The organism is Variovorax sp. P4_D9, from assembly GCF_056401695.1.
This window is the reverse complement of sequence record NZ_JBFUIU010000022.1, coordinates 1-17,129: the sequence shown is the minus strand read 5'-3', so window position 1 is coordinate 17,129 and position 17,129 is coordinate 1. Positions and strand designations below refer to the sequence as shown.

Below are 17,129 nucleotides of genomic sequence, written 5' to 3'. Positions count from 1 at the left end.
ATGACTGCCGCCACCACCAGCTCCAATGCCTTCGTCCGCGCACCTGAGGAGGTGCGCCGTGCCTTCGCCCCTGGCGGGCGCTTGCGCGCCTCCATCAATGCCGGCAACGCCGTGCTGGCGCGCCGCGACGCTGACGGGCCGGGCGGCGTCTCGGTGGACCTGGCGCGTGCCTTCGCGGCAGAGTTGGATGCGGAGATCGACTACGTGGTCTTCGATGCCGCCGGTCGCTCGGTGGAGGCGCTGCGCGAGGAGCGTGCGGACATCGGCTTCTTCGCCATCGATCCGCAGCGCAGCCAGGGCATCCGTTTCACGCCGCCCTACGTGTTGATCGAGGGGAGCTATCTGGTGCGTGACGATGAAGCGATCGTCGCGGCAGACCAGGTGGACCGGCCTGGCGTCTCGGTCGTGGTCGGCGACGGCAGTGCCTACGATCTTTTCCTCACCCGGGAGTTGCGCCTTGCCAGGCTGGTGCGCACCGTTACATCGCAGGTGGTGGTGGACACCATGCTGTCCGAGGGTCATGCCGTCGCCGCAGGCGTGCGGCAGCAGCTCGAGGCCGACGCTGCGCGGCTGGTCGGGCTGCGGATGTTGTCCGGCAGCTTCATGGTGATACGCCAGGCCATGAGCTGCCCACTGTCCAAGGGCGATGCGGCGGCGGCCTACCTGGGCGACTTCGTGGAGCGCATGAAGGCCTGCGGATTCGTACATCAAGCCTTGTTGCGCCACGGTATCCAGGGGGCCTCGGTGGCCCCTGCCGGCGCATGAGGATCGGGGCCGCCAGTCCGGTCTACGCCTATGTTGGCGCCCGAACTGCGCGCGAGCGCGGCGGTCGGGGCGACGGCATCACGGTCTTTCGCGTGGACACCGACAGCGGTGCACTGGAGCCGCTACAGGTCGTGCGTGACGTCGTCAATCCCTCGTTCCTGACGCTCAACCGGCGGCGCGACCGGCTCTACACCGTGCACGGGGACAGCGACGGGGTGAGCGTCTTCTGCGTCGAGGAGCAGGGCGCCCGGCTGCGATTCCTGCAGCGCGAATCCTGCGGAGGCCACAACCCGGTGCATCTGGCGCTGTCGTCGGACGATCGCCACCTGGTGGTGTCCAACCACGCGGGACCGGACGGCGGCAGCATCGCGGTCATGCCGGTGCACAGCGACGGCCATCTCGGCGCTCCGGTCCAGCAGCTCGCACTGCCCGGATCGCCGGGGCCGCACCGGGTCGAGCAGTCGTCATCGAGGCCGCATGCCAGCGTGTTCGATCCTGGTGGGCGTTTCGTGCTGTCCCTGGACAAGGGCCTTGACCGGGTGTTCTGCTTCGGCTTCGAGCAAGGCCACCTCCATCCGGCCGCGCAGCCCTGGATCGATTCACGCAAGGGTGCCGGCCCGCGCCTGGCCGCGTTCCACCCCTACGAGCCCTTTGTCTACGTCGTCAACGACCTCGATTCGACCGTGATGGCCTGTGACTTCGATGCGTGCACCGGCGCCATCCGGCCCCTGCAGGTGCTGGCTACGCTGTCCGAGACCTTCACCGGCGACAGTCGGGCTGCCACCGTCGCCGTGTCGCCGGACGGCGCCCGCCTCTATGTTTCCAACCGTGGCGAAGACAGCATCGCGGTCTTCGGCATATCGTCAGGCACCGGTTTGCTGCGGTACCTGAAGCCCACCAGTTGCGCAGGCAGGACGCCGCGCTTTTTCACGCTGGATCCGGCCGGTCGCTGGCTTTATGCGCTGAACGAGGCGAGCGATGCGATAGGCGCCTTTCGGGTTGAACCGGGGACCGGGCACCTTTCGCTGGCCTCGAGCACTCCCTGTGGCAGTCCCATCTGCATGGTCTTCCACGACACATGACGACTGCCGCGACGCCTCTTCCCGCCACCCGTCAGGGCCGGCCGGCCATTGCGCCCATCCGTATGCCCGAAGGTGCTGCGACACGCTATCGGGCCTTCATCGCGGCGTTGGCCGAGACCGGGTTTGCCGGCGAGATCAGCACGCGCCTGGCTGATCGCACGGTGCTGGCCACCGACAACTCGATCTACCAGCGCCTGCCGCAGGCAGTCGTGTTCCCGAAGCATGCCGAAGACGTCCAGCGACTGGCGCGCCTGGTGGACCAGCCCGCCCACCGCGGCATCGCCCTGACTGCGCGCGGTGGCGGCACCGGCACCAACGGCCAGTCGTTGACCGACGGCATCGTGGTGGATCTTTCGCGGCACATGAACCACATCCTGTCGATAGACCCGGCCCAACGCCGAGTGCGGGTGCAGAGCGGCGTGGTGAAAGACCAGCTGAATGTCGCGCTCAAGCCCTATGGGCTGTTCTTCGCGCCTGAGCTTTCCACCAGCAACCGTGCCACCATCGGCGGCATGGTCAACACCGATGCCAGCGGCCAGGGTAGCTGTACATACGGCAAGACCCGCGACCACGTTCTGGCGCTTGACTGCGTGCTGCTCGGCGGCGAGCGCCTCGAGAGTCGCACGCTGTCCGGGGCTGAGTTCCAGGCGATGCTGGCTCGGCCCGGCCGGGTCGGCGATGCCTACCGCAGTGCGGCTCGGATCGCCGACACCCAGGGCGCGCTCATCGAGGAGAAATTCCCCAGGCTCAACCGCTGCCTCACCGGCTACGACCTGGCACACCTTCGCGACGCCGACGGACGCTTCAACCTCAACAGCGCGCTATGCGGTGCCGAAGGCTCGCTGGGCTTTATCGTCGAGGCCGAACTGAACGTGCTGCCCATTCCGGTCTACGCGGTGCTGGTCAATGTGCGCTACGCCAGCTTCATGGACGCGCTGCGCGACGCTCAGGCGCTGATGGCGCATAAGCCACTGTCCATCGAAACCGTGGATTCCAGGGTGCTGATGCTGGCCATGCAGGACATCGTCTGGAACAGCGTGTCGCCCTACTTTCCGCAGGGCAACGACACGGCTGAGACACGCGGCATCAACCTGGTGGAGTTCAGTGGCGATGACGCGGCCGAGGTCGATGCGCGCGTTGCCGCCTTTTCCCTGCACCTACAGGCAGACACCAGCGTGGTGCGGCTGGGCCATACCCTGGCCGCCGGTCATGCCGCGGTCGAGCGCGTCTATGCGATGCGCAAACGCGCTGTCGGCCTGCTGGGCAACGTGCAGGGCGAAGTGCGACCTCAGCCTTTTGTCGAGGACACGGCGGTGCCGCCGGAGAAGCTGGCCGACTACATCGCCGAATTCCGCGCGCTACTGGACGGCCATGGCCTGAGCTACGGCATGTTCGGCCACGTCGATGCCGGCGTGCTGCATGTGCGCCCCGCTCTGGACATGAAAGACCCTGCCCAGGTCGCCCTGGTGCGCGTCGTGTCCGATGGCGTTGCCGAACTGACCCACCGTTACGGCGGCCTGCTGTGGGGCGAGCACGGCAAGGGCGTGCGCAGCGAATACGCGCCGAAGTTCTTCGGCCCGCTCTACCCGGCATTGCAGCAGTTGAAGGCAGCCTTCGATCCGCACAACCAGTTGAACCCCGGAAAGATCGCCACGCCCGCGACCATGCCGGACGCGCAACTGCTGAAGATCGACGGCGTGCCGCTGCGCGGCGATGCCGATCGCACCATCGACGAGCGTGTGTGGCGAAGCTGGGGAACCGCCATGCATTGCAACGGCAATGGCGCCTGCTACAACTTCGACCCGGACGACGCCATGTGCCCGTCCTGGAAAGGCACCCGGGAGCGCCGGCATTCACCCAAGGGCCGGGCCTCGCTGATGCGCGAATGGCTACGCCTGCAGGGTCAGGCGGGCGCCGACGTGCTGCGTCGGCCCTCGGGCGGGTTCTGGTCGGGCCTCCCCGCGAGGTGGCGCAACTCGCGCGACGGAAAGGACGATTTCTCGCACGAGGTCTACGAAGCGATGGCCGGCTGCCTGGGCTGCAAGAGTTGCGCGGGCCAGTGCCCGGTCAAGGTCAGCGTGCCGGAGTTCCGGTCGCGTTTCCTCGAGCTCTACCACCAGCGCTATCTGCGGCCGCTGAAGGACTACTTCATCGGTTCGCTGGAATCGACTATCCCTCGGCTGGCGTGGCTGCCTGGTGTCTACAACGGCGTGATGTCGGCGCGATGGGTGCGCCGCGCACTCGACCGTCATGCCGGCATGGTGGACAGCCCACTGCTCAGCCGGTTCGATTTCGCAGCCACCCGCAAACGCCTGCGTCTGCGCTGCGCGACGCCAGCATTGCTGGAGGGGCTGTCCGCCGATGCTCGCCTACGCAGCGTGGTCCTGGTGCAGGACGCCTTTACCCGTTGGTTCGATACGCCAGTATTTGCCGCCTTTGCCGAGCTGGCGTGCCGCCTGGGCTTCTCCGTCTACCTCGCGCCGTTCCGGCCCAACGGCAAGCCGCTGCATGCCCAGGGATTCCTGCAACCCTTCGAACGCGTGGCGCGCCGCAACGCCGCGCTCCTGACATCGCTGGCGCGGTCCGGCATCCCGCTCGTGGGCTTGGACCCTGCCATGACCCTGGTCTACCGACAGGAGTACCTCAGGGTCGAGGGCGCCGAGCAGTGCCCTCAGGTGCTGTTGCCGCAGGAATGGTTGGTCGCAGCGTGGCCGGACACGCTGCGCGCGGCGCAGCCTACAAGTTATCGTCTGCTGGCGCACTGCACCGAAGGAACCAACGCGCCAGCAAGCTCGGCGCTGTGGTCGCAGTTGTTCACCAAGGCAGGCTTATCACTCGTGGCTCAAGCAAGCGGCTGCTGCGGAATGTCGGGAACCTATGGCCACGAGTCGCGAAACGTAGCGACGTCGAAAGTGATCTTCGAACAAAGCTGGGGCCCGTTGCTGAACGGTCAAGCACCGCCCGCGGATGAACTCTTGGCGACGGGATACTCCTGCCGAAGCCAAGCCGGAAGAATGACAGGTCGGCGGCTACGTCATCCTGTCGAGGTGTTGATCGAGGTCCTGTAGATCTTGGGGCGACACAGTGCCACCCGGCGTGGATCGAGACCCGCCTCGACAGCGATGTCCTTGTTTTAGTGGACGAACATTCTTCGATGAAGGCGCCGCAGCGACCACCAGATGCTGATCGCAACGAATGGAATTGCCAGTGCCGCCGTGGTTTCCGGTGACATCGACCAGCCGATCTTCTGGGCGCCTTTGGCAAGATAGCTGACGAGGCCGACGATGTAGTAGGTAATGGCCGCAACCGAGAGTCCTTCCACGGTGGCCTGCAGCTTCAGTTGGAGGTCCTGCCGGCGGTTCAGGGCTTCCAGGAGCGCCTGGCTGCTTTGCTGCTGTTCGATCTCCACGCGAGTGCGCAACAGATTACTGATTCTGGACACGCGTTGTGACAGTGAATCCTGTCGCCGGGCCGCCCATTCGCACGTTTTTCGCGCTGGGGTCAGGCGTCGGTCCATGAACTCGGCAATGCTCTGAAGACCATCCAGCCTTGCTTCGGAAATCTGCACGATGCGCTGGTCCAGCAGCTCGAAATAAGCGCTGCTGGCGGAAAGCCGTGAATGCGTGGCTGCATGCTGGCTCTCGACCTCCCCGGCGAGGCGCGTGAGGCGATCCAGCAGGGCAGGCTCCGCGTCGCGATCAGCGCTGCGAATGGCTTGCGCGAGAGCTGCCAACTCGCCTTCCGCGCTGCCTAGAGCCTCGCCTGCTTGCCGCGCCGCCGGCAATCCGAGGAGGGCCGCCATTCGATACGTCTCGACCTCAAGGATCCGCTGCACCAGTCGGCCGAGTCGACGAGGCTGCAACTCGTCCGCGAAAAGCAGGATGCGAGAAGAGCCGTCGGCGTGGATGGCGAAGTCCGTATACACCTGCGCCTGCTCGCCCGCGACGCTGGAACCCACCAGCGTCTGCTCATTGAGCATCTCCCTGACGTAGACGTCTCCGACGCTTCCGCGCTTTGAAAATACCCAGAGATCGAGGCTGCAGAGGCACTGCCCTGGAAGTCCGCTGAGCCAGTCCTGCGGCACGGCCTTGATTGCACTGGCTGGCAGGCGAGGATGGCGTGCATCAGCCGTTTCATGCATCGTGAACGTCCAGGTGACAAACTCCGTGTGCAGTTCCCAGCGCAACCGAAGCGATCCGAATTCGACCCGCAGATGCGTGGTCTTCTCGTCCGGTGGCGTCAAGTGATGGTCGCGCAAAAGCCTTGCAAGATGAGCTCGGCTTTGAGCGCGCTGCGGAGCATCCGCCAGCATCACGATATGCGCAATGCTCAAGGCCCCTGTCAGCGCTTCTGGCGGGCGGGCATGGACTTCGTTGTGCAGTTCCGCGCGCTGCGGATGCTGGGTGACGCGACTGATGGATAGCATGAGCGATGAGTGAGAGACCTGGTGATGCGCAGTTCAGCAAGCATACTGCGTCTGTTCGATGTGCTCTTCCAGAAGGTCCGCTGGTTGCTATCGCGCATTGCCGCGACGCCAGTACTGAAACGTCGACGACGCGCACTGGGTTGTCCTCTGCGATGCAGTCGTCCAGGCACTCTGGTAGCAGTGGATGAGCGCGAGAGGGGCGACGAGCCTCTTCGATTTACCGTGACGCGGGATCGACTCGGACGAGAGAGTTCAAGGCGCGGTTCCCTTGGCGCCCCGCCGCTGCAACGCATGGGGGTGGTGTCGACCGAGATGCTCGCGCGTCGCGGTCTCGACGGCCGGCAAGTTCTCATGCAAGCGCCGCAGAAGCTTGAGAAGGACCTTGCGTTCGGCCACCGTCAACACCGACATGAAGGCGCGCTCGCGCTCCATCGCGATGTCGCGAATCTGGTCGTGGACAGCGCGGCCGGACGGCGTCAGCGTGGCGATTCGCGCACGTCCGTCCTGAGGATCGAGCGCGAGTTCGATGAAGCCGCGCGCCTGCATGGTCTTGAAGCAGCGGCTCATCGAGGCCTTGTCCATGCCGATGATGCCGCACGCCTTTTGCGCCGAGATGGAGCCTTCGATCGCAAGCAGCACCAGGACACGCCAGCTCTCGATGCCGACGTCGAACGCGGCGAGGTAAGCCTGCGACGCTCCGCTCGACAGCTTGTTGGCGATCCAGGTGAGGTAGGCGGGGGCGTAGTTGTCAAGATCGACAACGTCACCCGCTGCTGACTTGGAGGAGGTCTTGCGCGCGGATGTGGTCTTGGTACGAGGCATCGGAAGAGAGCGAGGGTTGCTTGCGCCACTGTAGCTGCTTCGGAAGGCCACTGCAGCGCCCGCAATAAACGTTGAAGGGCACCGAGACGGCCGGGGTTTCGACATCCTTGCCTGCCTCGATGACTTCGCCCGTGATCTCATGGCCGAGCACCAGGCCGGCCGGCGCCGTGGTCCGCCCGTAACCATGCTGTGTCTCCTGGATTCTGCCTTCAGGAATCGCTCGGTTCCGCAGCTGCCTGCTCCTTGAGAAGCTCGGCGACGATGCGCCTGGCCCGGTTCGCTCCGGCATCGACGTGGATGTCAATCCAGTTCGCCTTTTCGCCGAATTCCAGCATGTTCCGGTATTGCGCTTCGATGACAACACGGTCTTCGTCGAATGTGAAAGCCGTCTGCTGGACCACTGCGTCGATGTTTTCCGGCATGTCCGGGTGCTTGGTGCTGGCCATGCTCCAGAAGTAGTGGCAGGTCGCCTCGGTCTCAGGGGTGATGCCGTGAAAGCCGCGCATGTGGAAGCCGCCGCGGTTGGGATCGTCGATGGCGTCGGTGCCCGGCTCGACGGCGCCGGTCCAGATTCGCAGGTGAGTGACATCGAACTCGATCTCCTGCCAGCGCTCGCACTTCTCGCCGAAGGGCCACGCGGCGCGATAGGTCGGCGGCGGCGAAGAGTCGGGCATCAGGCGCACGACCTTGACCTGCTCACCTTCGGACGAGACCTTCATCGGGGCGTTCATGTGCAGCTTGGCGTCGCCGCCGATGGTCTGCAGATGGACATAGCCAAGGTGGCTCAGGTCGAGCAGGTTGTCGTGGATCAGTTGCCAGGGCGAATGGTAGTGGTAGTTGCCGCTGCCGAACCTGTAGCGGGGGTCGTCATGGAACGGGTAGTCCGGCGCCGGGCGGGCAGGCTTGGCGCCCTCATTGCGAGGCATCCAGATCCAGATGATCTGGTTCCTCTCGACCACGTGGTAGGCCTTGACCTTGGCTTTGGAGGGGATGCGCTCCTGGCCGGGAATTTCGATGCATTGTCCATTCGGCGCGTAGAGGAGGCCGTGGTAGCCGCAGCGCACGCCAGCGCCTTCGACCGTCCCGCAGGACAGCGGCAGCGAACGGTGGCAGCAGCGGTCTTCCAACGCCGCGACTTGGCCTTCGCCGGTGCGAAACAGAACCACTTTCTGGTTCAGGAAGGTCCGAGCGATGGGTTTGTCGGTGAGTTCGGACGAGAAGCCCGCCACATACCACTGGTCGAGCGGGAAGCGATGGGTATCGGCGTTCTGCGTCACGTTCTTGATGGGAATGCAGGTCGTGGTCATTGGAAGTTCTCCTTAAGGGGGGCAGGGGCGATTCAAAGGTCGAGCACCAGGAGCGGAGATCGCGCTCGCGAACAACATGGCGTGAACTGGTCGTTCGCTGCGCGCTCGGCATCGGTGAGGAAGCTGTCACGGTGATCGGGCGTGCCTTCCAGAACACGCGTCAGGCAGGTTCCGCAGACGCCTGCTTCGCAAGATGTCGGCACCTCCACGCCATGCGCTGCCAGCACCTCGATCACCGTCTTGCCCGCCGGAACCTGGCAGCTGAGGCCCGTGCTTGCCACGCGAACGTCGAAGCTGCTGTCGGTGGCCGATGCCGTCGCCACGCCGGCGAAGTACTCGCGATGCAGTTGCGCTTTCGGCCATCCCTGGAGCATTGCGGTCTCAAGGACATGGTCCATGAAGCCGGTCGGTCCGCACACGTAGAGATGGGTGCCCTCAGAGAGGTCGGCCAAGACTCGCTGCGTATCGAACTTCTGCTCGGGGACGTCGTCGGCGTGAAGGGTGACACTGCTCGCGAACCCTGCCGACTCGATCTCGTCGATAAAGGCCATCCGGCGCGCGGAGCGGCCGCAGTAGTGCATCTCGAAAGGCCTGCCTTGGGCGTGCAAGGCACGGGCCATGGCCAGGATCGGCGTCACGCCGATGCCGCCTGCCAGCAGCAGGCTTCGCGGCGCCTCCGCCAGAGGAAAGTGGTTGCGCGGCGAACTCACGCGCAGGACGTCGCCAGGCTGCACTCGCTCATGCATGCCGGCCGATCCCCCGCGCGACGCTGGCTCGCGCAGCACCGCGATGCGATAGCGATTGCGCTCCGACGGATCGTTGCTGAGCGAGTACTGGCGTATCAGGCCTGGCGCCACGTGGACATCGATGTGCGCCCCTGCCGAGAAGGCGGGCAACGCGTCATCATCCTGGGGCACGAGCTCGAAGCTGCAGATGCCCTCTGCCTCCTCCAGGCGCCGAGCGACTCGAACCATCAATTCATTCGTCATGGTGTTTGATCTCCTCTTGGCCTCAGTCGGGCGGCCGTCTTGAAATAGCGCGTGCGCACTCAATGCACGGCCATCCCGACCCAGCGCTCCAGCGTCTCCGGGTCCTCCAGCAGCGCCGCTGCGCTGCCGCTGTGCACCACCGCGCCGTGGTCGAGGATCAGTGCGCGCTCCGCGTAGCCCAGCGCCTCGTCGACCTGCTGCTCGACGATGACGACAGCGATGCCGGTCTGCTGGCTCAGGTCGCGGAAGGCGCGCAGCAACTCCTGCCGGATCAGCGGCGCGAGGCCTTCCAGGGGCTCGTCGAGCAACAGCAGGGAGGGCTGGCCGAGCAGGGCGCGCGCGACCGACAGCATCTGCTGTTCGCCGCCCGACAGTTGGGCACCTCCATTGCGCCGACGCTCCGCGAGCCTCGGAAATAGGGCGTAGGCCTCGTCCAGGGCACTGCGCGATCGCCGCTTGAGGCCGGCCAGCAGGTTTTCCTCGACTGTCAGCGATGGGAAAATGTCTCGCGTCTGCGGCACATAGCCGAGGCCGAGCTCCGCGCGCAGGTGTGGCGCCAATGTCGAGATGTCGTGGCCGCGGAACGTCACCCGGCCGCTTCGAAGCGGCACCAATCCCATGATGGCCCGCAATGCCGTGGTCTTGCCAACGCCGTTGCGCCCGACCATGGCCAGGCGCTGCTGGGCCGCCATTTCGAATGAGAGGCCATTCAACACGGTGGTAGGACCGTAGCCGGCCACCACGCCCTCGAGCTTGAGCATTGGTTCCACCATCTCAATTCCCTAAATAGGCAGCCCGCACCCGGGGGTCGCAGCGGATTTCGTCGGGAGAACTGTCGGCCAGTACTGCCCCTTCGGCCAGCACCACGATCCGGTTGGCGAAGCGGAACACCAGGTCCATGTCGTGCTCGATGATCAGCACGGCCAAGTCATTCGGCAGCGCATCCAGCGCGGCCAGCAGGCGCTCTCCTTCGCCCTTGGGGACGCCGGCCATCGGCTCGTCCAGCAGCAGGACCTTGGGTCGCAGCGCCAGTGCCAGCGCCATCTCGATCAAGCGCTGCTCGCCATAGGCAAGGTCTTCTGTGGCCGTGGCCGCGTGGGCACGCAAGCCGCAGCGAGTCAGAATGCCCTGTGCTTCAGCTTGCAGGGTTGGATACGCATCGACGCTGCGCCACATGCCGCCGGTCAGCCCTTCGCGCTCGAACAACGCGAGCTCGATCTGTCGCTGCACCGCGAAGGGCGCCAGCGTCGTGATCTGGAAGGTGCGGGCCAGACCCGCACGCACGCGCTTGGCCTGGCTCAGCCGCGTAACGTTCTCGCCGCGAAGCCAGATCTCGCCGGCGTCACAGGCCAGTACGCCGCTGATCTGATTGACAAGCGTGGTCTTGCCCGCACCATTGGGACCGATCAACGCCATTCTGTCACCGGCGCGCAGCGCGAACGACACGCCGCGCGTCACATGGAGGCCACCGAAGCGCTTGTCGAGGGATCTGAGTTCGAGCAGCGTGCTCATTGCAGACCTCCGGCACGACGACGCAGCCAGGCCCAAGCCTTGGCGGGAGAAACCAGGACCACCAGCATCAGCAAGGCGCCGACCACGAACAACCAGTGGTATGGATTGATGGACGCTGCTGTGTGGTGCAGCACCGTGAAGACGGTGGCGCCGACCAGCGCGCCGGTGAGCCGTCCGGCGCCGCCCAAGATGAGCATGACCAGTGCCTCGGCGGACAGCGCGAACGACAGGCTGTYCATGCCGACCACCGCATTGGTCTGCGCCGATAGCGCACCGGCCGCGCCGGCAATGGCGCCGGCCACGGTGTACAGCACCCACAGGCGCRCGAACACCGGCGTGCCCAGTGCCGCCATCCGCGCCCGGTTCTCGTGGATGCCGCGCACGGCCAGACCGAAGGGCGAATCCACGATTCGGCGCGCGGCGTAGAACAGCACGACCAGCACGGCCAGCGCATAGAGGGACGCGACCCGGCCCTCGAGATCGAAGTCGAAGCGACCCAGGACCGGCCCCATCACGAAGCCGGATAAGCCGTCGTCGCCACCGGTCCAGTGGCGCGCCTTCTGTGCCAGGTTCAGCAGAATCTGAGAGACCGCGACGGTTAGCATCAGGAAGGTGAAGCCCTGGTAGCGCAGCAGGAATGCGCCCGACAGCAGCGCCAGCCCGGCACCGGCTGCGATGCCGACGGCCAGGCCGACCAGAGGATCCGGATGAACCTGCAGTGCGAAGATGCCCGCAGCGTAGGCGCCCATGCCGAACAAGGCGGCATGGCCGAGCGTGGCCAGGCCGGCGACGCCGACCACCAGGTCCAGCGAGAGCACGAACAGCGCAGTGATGAAGATGCGCGTGATCAGGCCCAGTTGGTCCGGCATCAGGGTGCAGGCCGCCATGCCGATCACGAGAAGGACGATGGGCGCACGCCAGGCCGGGACGCAGCGCGGCGCTGCGGCTTGCTTCGGTGACGACGCAGCAAGCGCCGGTGTGGATGTCATGGTGTTCATCGTTTCAGCAGACCGTTGGGACGCCAGGCCAGCAGAGCGGCCATCGCGACAAAGAAGAACAGGCTCCCCCAATCCGAGGCGAGGTACTTGCTGGCGGTCTCGATGACACCCAGCAGCACGGCGGCGACCAGCGAGCCGGCAATGCTGCCCATGCCGCCCACGGCAACCACCACCAGGACCAGCACGAGGTACTTCAGGGCGTAGTAGGGTTCCAGCGGCATCAGCTCGGCGCCCAGAATGCCGCCCAGGCCAGCCAGGGCCGCGCCCGCGGCGAAGCTCGCGCACTGCACCGTGCGGATGGGAATGCCCAACGCCGAGGCGGTGCCGCTGTGGTCCACGGCCGCGCGCAGCCAGATGCCGAAGCGCGTGCGCGTGACCGTCCAGGCCGCCAGCGCGGCCACCGCGCAGCCGGCGGCGATCACCAGCAGGCGCTGGGCGGGCAGGGTACGAAAGCCCAGGTCCACCGAACCCGCCAGCAGGGGCGGCAGCGGGATCATCTGCACCTGCGGGCCGACCAGCGCGTTGGTGGTCGCGATCAGCACGAAGCTCAGTCCGATCGTGAACAGCACCTGGTCGAGCTCCTTGCGGCGATACAGGTGACGCAGCACCAGGGCTTCGAGCACGGCGCCCAGCAAGGCCGTCGCAAGGATGGCTGCTGGCACTGCCAGCCAGAAGCTCCACTGGGCTTCGCGGGTCAGGAGGGCGGCGCAGTAGCCCCCGACCATGGCGAAGGCACCGTGGCTCAGGTTCACGAAGCGCATCAGCCCCAGCGTCACCGACAGGCCGACGGCGATGACGAACAGCACCATGCCGTAGGCCAGCCCGTCGATCAGGATGTTGAGGAAGGTGTTCACGGGTCGGAACTCAGCGAAGGCGACGCGGATGCGAGTTCACTTTTCCAGGCCGAAGTCAGCCTGGGGTCCGAAGCTCTGCAACTCCTTGTTGACAAGTTGGTCGCCCGCTTTCTCCACCTTGCGCAGGTAGACGTTCTGCACGATGTGACGGGTCTTCGGGTCGATGCTCACAGGCCCGCGCGGGCTCTCCCACTTGAGCGTGCGGGCGGCGGCGAGTGCCTTGGCACCGTCCTTCTTGCCGCCCGTTGCCTCGATCATCATGTGGATGACGTACATGCCGTCCCAGGCTCCGACCGATGCGTAGTTGGCGACCGCATGGGGGTCCTGCTTCTTGAGCGCGACGATGAACTTCTTGTTCTCGGGCGAGTCGTGGGCGCCTGAATAGTGGAAGGCGGTGGTCAGGCCCAATGCGGCGTCACCGAACTTTTGCAGGTCGAATTCATCGGTCTCGGCGGAGCCAATGAACCGCACGCCGGCCTTGGCCAGTCCGTTCTCGTTGTAGGCCTTGACGAAGCCCAGGTTGGGCGGGCCGCCAGGGAGGAAGGTATAGACCGCCTGCGCGCCGCTCGCCTTGATGCGCTGCACGAAGGGCCCGAAGTCGGTGGTGGCGATCGGCATGCGGATGCTTTCGACCACGGTGCCGCCCTGCTTGACGAACTCGCTCTTGAAGGCTGTCTCGGCGTCGATGCCCGGACCGTAGTCGGTCACCGCCGTGACCACCTTCTTCATGTTCTCTTTCGCGGCCCATTGCGCGGCCGGCACGGTGACCTGCCACAGCGTGTAACTGGTGCGAATGAAGTACTCGGACTTATCGGTGATGGCCGAGGTCGCGGCGTTGAAGATCACCGTCGGCGTTTGGGACTGCTTGATCAGTGGCGCCACGGCCATGGCATTGGGGGTGAACACGAAGCCGCCCAGGTAGTCCACCTTGTCCTTGACGAGCAATTCCTGAACCAGGGTCTTCGTCAGGGCAGGATTGGGCCCTCCGGTGTCGCGATAGATGAACTCGATGTCCTTGCCGGCGAGCTTGCCGCCCTGGCTGGCGACATAGCCTTCCGCCGCCGCCTTGAACAGGGACCCGTAGTGTGCGAACGGCCCCGAGAAGGGTCCGATGATGCCGACCTTGACGGCTTGCGCCATAGCCTGGGGCGAGGCGAGCGTCAGCCCGGCCGAGGCGAAGAGCGCACACGCGATGGCGCGACGGTTGAATTTCATCGTGAGTCTCCAGTAGAGGGTTCAGCCCAAGTGCGCCAGCGCTGACCGCTCGGGTGGTTGTATTGTGATTGCGATGCCAACGAGTTGCAATACCAACTAAATAGTATTTACCCGAAGGGGTCGACCCACCGAGCAGCTGCCGCGCGGAATCCGGGTCACGCGGCACGTGTCTGATGTCCCGCCGCCGCCATTCTGGAAGTCTTTCCAGCATTTCGATCGCAATGTCGACCGCTACTTCATCTACGACTTCGTTCTGCCTGGAACCTTGTTGATGCGATCGGGCGGGGCACCCGTGGGCCAAGCGGAGGGCGACATGCACGGTGGGGTGCAACTCCACAGCTGCCAGACGCTGACGCCCGAAACCGAAACCACCACGCATTACTTCTTCCAGCAATCCCATCGAAGCAGCATCAAGGATCCAGCGGTCACGGAAGCCATCTACCGGGGGCTGGTCGCGGCCTTCGAGGAGGACCGCGAAACGATCACTGCCCAGCACCACAACATCGATCCCGACATCGCGATGATGCCGCTGGCGATGGACCAGGCCCTGGTCCGCTTCCGCCGGCATCTGCAGCAAGAGGTCGAGCGCGAGCGACGCACGCCGCGGGTCGCCTGAGCCGGCGGATTACTCGACGCGAACAACACACAAGGAGTCCCCCGATGCGCCGATTCTTCCTGGCACTCAGCCTCATGACCTCCCTCGCGGCTTTGCCGGTCACGGGCTTCACCCAAACGACGACGTTCCCGAGCAAGCCGATCCGTGTCGTTGTCACCGCGCAGGCCGGCGGCGCCAACGACTTCGTGGCACGGCTGATCGGCGAGCACGTCGCCAAATCGCACGGCCAGCCCTTCGTGGTCGAGAACCGTGCCGGTGCCMATGGTGCGGTCGGTCTCGGCGAGGTTGCAAGGGCCGCACCCGATGGCCACACCATCGCCGTCACCCTCGGCGACTCCTTGATCAACAATGTCGCGCTCTACAAGACCCTGCCATACGATCCGCAGCGCGACTTCGTGTTTGTCACCCAGGTGGTGCGCAGCCCCGCGATTCTGTCAGCCAATCTGGAGCTGGGCGTGAAGACCATGGAGGACTTCAAGAGACTGGCAGCGAAGCCGGGCCAGCAGCTGAGCAACGGCACATGGGGACCGGGCGGCCTCGGCCACCTGACGGGCGAGGCGCTCAATCGCAAGCTTGATGCACACATGGTCCACGTCCCCCAGCGAGGAGAAGCGCCGGTCATGGCGGACTTGTTGAGCAACACCGTGAGCGTCGGCCTCACCTCGGCAGGCCTTGCCCGCCAGCATGTGCAGGCGGGCAAGATCGTGCCCCTGGCCATCATGGGGCGCGAGCGATCGGCAGTGCTGCCACAGGTGCCGACAATGCGCGAACTCGGCTTCGACGACCCCCTGTTCGAGGCCGCGGTATGGATTGCCTTTGTCGCGCCTGCCAGAACGCCCCCTGCGGCCATCGAGCGGCTGACCGCCGCCCTGCGCGTCGCTGCCGCGCTGCCGGATGTGCAGGCGCGCATGGCGGAACGGGGGCTTGAGATGCTGAACACGACGCCGGAACAATTCGGCCTGAACTACAAGCGAGACTTCGAGGTGATTACCCGGCGAATGCACGAGTTCGGGATCGAGGCGCGGTAGGAATTCCGCCTTCGGTTCCATTCGACAGTGCATCGCGGCGCTTCGGTCATGGCTCGCGCTCAGTTCCTCAGAAGATCAGAAGGCATGACGAATACCCACGTCGTAACCGACTGACTTGCCCGGCAACGCGGCGCCGGGGCCACGGGGACCGTGCCCGTGTAGAAGGGCAGTGCGCCGGTGACAGCCAGCCCAGCGCTATCCTTGTTGCTCACGTAGGCGACGGTGGAATACAGCGCGGTGCGCTTCGACAGGTTGTATACGTAGCCGAGGGCGAACTGATCGGACTTCGGATCGGGGTTCAGCCCGACGATGTTCAGGTGCACGTTGTTGTACCTGACCAGCGAGTAGGCTGCACGGATCAGGCCGACCCCGACCAGAACGGTCACGCCAACGAGGCCACCATTGGCACCGGGCTTCGTGGCCCCGAACGGATTGAAGGTGTTGGTCGCCAGGTCGGTCTTCTGCTTGTTGTTCGAATACTCACCGTACATCTTCACGGGCCCGAAGTCGTACGAACCACCCATATTCCAGATATTCAGCGTGGTCGTGCTGCCCAGATAATAGTTGGAGCCGATGGTGCTCTTGCCATAGGCCAGCGCGACGTCCAGGGGGCCGTTGGCGTAGCCAACGCGACCGCCGATATAGCGGCCGACACGTGCGTCGTCGGCGACGGCCGCGAGCGCCGGGTTGGCGACGATCGCAGCGATGCCGGGAGGGGTCAGGCCGCCCGGATCGTAGCTGACCTTCTCGTTGAAGGCGTACATGAACTGGCCGTAGAAGCCACCCGGGCTCGGCGGCAGGAAATAGCCGATCGAGTTCGAGGCACGGACGTAGTTGCGGTTCGACTGAAAGCCGCTGTTGGGCACGCCGAGGGCTGTGCCGCCGCTGGCGGTCGCGATCAGGCTGGTGCCCGCTCCGTTGGTATTGAATGGATCGAAGACGCCGTCGTTCCAGAACGTCGGAACATAGTCGCGCCCCAGTCGCACTTCACCGAGGATGCCGGACAGGCTCACCGTCGAACGACGATTGAAGCTCAGACCGCCACCGGTCGTCACGCCGCCGCCGGTGTCAGTGGTCATGTCGGCTTCGAGCCAGAAGTTGGCCGCAATGCCGCCACCGAGGTCTCCCGTGCCTCGGAAAGCCCAGGCGGCTGGAGTTGTAGCCCCCGCTCGAAAGCACCGTCTGGCTCTTGCTGATCGTCGTGCCGAGCGGCGTTTCGGACTGGCTCTTGTAGCCGCTGACTGCGGCGTCGACCACTCCGAACAGGGTGACCGATGACTGCGCCGAGGCCATGCCGGCAACGGTCAGCGCGGCCAGTGCGACAAGGTTTTCTTCATTTGAGATGTCTCCATCGTAGATTGGGTGAGGTTTGCTCGCTTCATGTATTCCAGTCGAGCCTTCACAAGCCCCAGCGCAGCATGCCCAGCACGAGCGCGGCCAGGAAGACCGTCTCGCCCACCATCAGCAGGATCGGCTTGAGGCCCACGGTTGCCAGCTCCTTGAGTTGGGTCTTCA

14 protein-coding genes and 2 pseudogenes are annotated in these 17,129 nt (G+C 65.3%); 5 read left to right on the top strand and 11 right to left on the bottom strand.

The annotated features are described in order from the left end of the window. From AC1DY5_RS04385 to ydiJ, 3 genes are read left to right on the top strand one after another with little or no spacing between them, the layout of a single operon-like run. Positions 1-765, top strand: coding sequence for a transporter substrate-binding domain-containing protein (locus tag AC1DY5_RS04385; protein ID WP_478108932.1), 765 nt, complete (start codon positions 1-3; stop codon positions 763-765). Next, positions 762-1,847 (top strand): lactonase family protein, encoded by a 1,086-nt coding sequence (locus AC1DY5_RS04380; RefSeq protein WP_478108928.1) that lies wholly within the window; start codon positions 762-764, stop codon positions 1,845-1,847. Before AC1DY5_RS04385 ends, AC1DY5_RS04380 begins: the two co-directional genes overlap by 4 nt. Next, a complete protein-coding gene (ydiJ, locus tag AC1DY5_RS04375) occupies positions 1,844-4,915 on the top strand; it encodes a D-2-hydroxyglutarate dehydrogenase YdiJ (RefSeq protein ID WP_478108926.1) in 3,072 nt (1,023 codons plus the stop codon). Before AC1DY5_RS04380 ends, ydiJ begins: the two co-directional genes overlap by 4 nt. Before the next feature lie 65 nt (positions 4,916-4,980). Here the strand turns inward: ydiJ and AC1DY5_RS04370 are convergent, their stop codons facing one another. The 10 genes and pseudogenes from AC1DY5_RS04370 to AC1DY5_RS04325 all read right to left on the bottom strand — a co-directional run bounded on the left by AC1DY5_RS04370 (position 4,981) and on the right by AC1DY5_RS04325 (position 13,970). Next, entirely contained in the window at positions 4,981-6,273 is a 1,293-nt protein-coding gene (locus AC1DY5_RS04370) for a DUF3422 family protein (protein WP_478108923.1), read from the bottom strand. Positions 6,274-6,525: 252 nt separating this feature from the next. After that, on the bottom strand, positions 6,526-7,095 hold the full coding sequence (locus AC1DY5_RS04365; protein ID WP_478108921.1) for a MarR family winged helix-turn-helix transcriptional regulator: 570 nt from the start codon (positions 7,093-7,095) through the stop codon (positions 6,526-6,528). Between the two features lie 34 nt (positions 7,096-7,129). Continuing rightward, a pseudogene (locus AC1DY5_RS04360) lies at positions 7,130-7,273 on the bottom strand (formaldehyde dehydrogenase, glutathione-independent); the annotation flags it as partial. 31 nt (positions 7,274-7,304) lie between these two features. Next, positions 7,305-8,402: a Rieske 2Fe-2S domain-containing protein gene (locus AC1DY5_RS04355; RefSeq protein WP_478108918.1), complete on the bottom strand. Its 1,098-nt coding sequence runs from the start codon at positions 8,400-8,402 to the stop codon at positions 7,305-7,307. Positions 8,403-8,434: 32 nt separating this feature from the next. Then, the gene (locus AC1DY5_RS04350) at positions 8,435-9,391 is read right to left on the bottom strand and encodes a PDR/VanB family oxidoreductase (RefSeq protein WP_478108916.1); all 957 of its coding nucleotides are present in this window, start codon (positions 9,389-9,391) and stop codon (positions 8,435-8,437) included. 59 nt (positions 9,392-9,450) lie between these two features. Further along, positions 9,451-10,161, bottom strand: coding sequence for an ABC transporter ATP-binding protein (locus AC1DY5_RS04345; protein WP_478108964.1), 711 nt, complete (start codon positions 10,159-10,161; stop codon positions 9,451-9,453). Between the two features lie 4 nt (positions 10,162-10,165). Then, positions 10,166-10,903: an ABC transporter ATP-binding protein gene (locus AC1DY5_RS04340; protein WP_478108913.1), complete on the bottom strand. Its 738-nt coding sequence runs from the start codon at positions 10,901-10,903 to the stop codon at positions 10,166-10,168. Next, entirely contained in the window at positions 10,900-11,901 is a 1,002-nt protein-coding gene (locus AC1DY5_RS04335; protein ID WP_478108911.1) for a branched-chain amino acid ABC transporter permease, read from the bottom strand. Before AC1DY5_RS04335 ends, AC1DY5_RS04340 begins: the two co-directional genes overlap by 4 nt. Next, positions 11,898-12,755, bottom strand: a complete 858-nt coding sequence (locus AC1DY5_RS04330) for a branched-chain amino acid ABC transporter permease (protein WP_478108909.1) — start codon at positions 12,753-12,755, stop codon at positions 11,898-11,900. The genes AC1DY5_RS04335 and AC1DY5_RS04330 overlap by 4 nt, the downstream gene beginning before the upstream one ends. A 36-nt stretch (positions 12,756-12,791) precedes the next feature. Then, complete coding sequence (locus AC1DY5_RS04325; protein WP_478108907.1) at positions 12,792-13,970, bottom strand: ABC transporter substrate-binding protein; 1,179 nt, start codon at positions 13,968-13,970, stop codon at positions 12,792-12,794. A gap of 100 nt (positions 13,971-14,070) precedes the next feature. Between AC1DY5_RS04325 and AC1DY5_RS04320 the strand changes: the two genes are divergently transcribed. Both AC1DY5_RS04320 and AC1DY5_RS04315 read left to right on the top strand, forming a co-directional pair. Continuing rightward, on the top strand, positions 14,071-14,586 hold the full coding sequence (locus tag AC1DY5_RS04320; RefSeq protein ID WP_478108961.1) for a hypothetical protein: 516 nt from the start codon (positions 14,071-14,073) through the stop codon (positions 14,584-14,586). A gap of 44 nt (positions 14,587-14,630) precedes the next feature. Then, positions 14,631-15,614 carry a Bug family tripartite tricarboxylate transporter substrate binding protein gene (locus tag AC1DY5_RS04315; RefSeq protein WP_478108905.1) on the top strand — a complete coding sequence of 328 codons (984 nt, stop codon included), beginning with the start codon at positions 14,631-14,633 and terminating at the stop codon, positions 15,612-15,614. A 75-nt stretch (positions 15,615-15,689) separates the two neighbouring features. Here the strand turns inward: AC1DY5_RS04315 and AC1DY5_RS04310 are convergent. Continuing rightward, positions 15,690-16,958 (bottom strand): annotated as a pseudogene (locus AC1DY5_RS04310) (porin). Between the last annotated feature and the right edge of the window lie 171 nt (positions 16,959-17,129).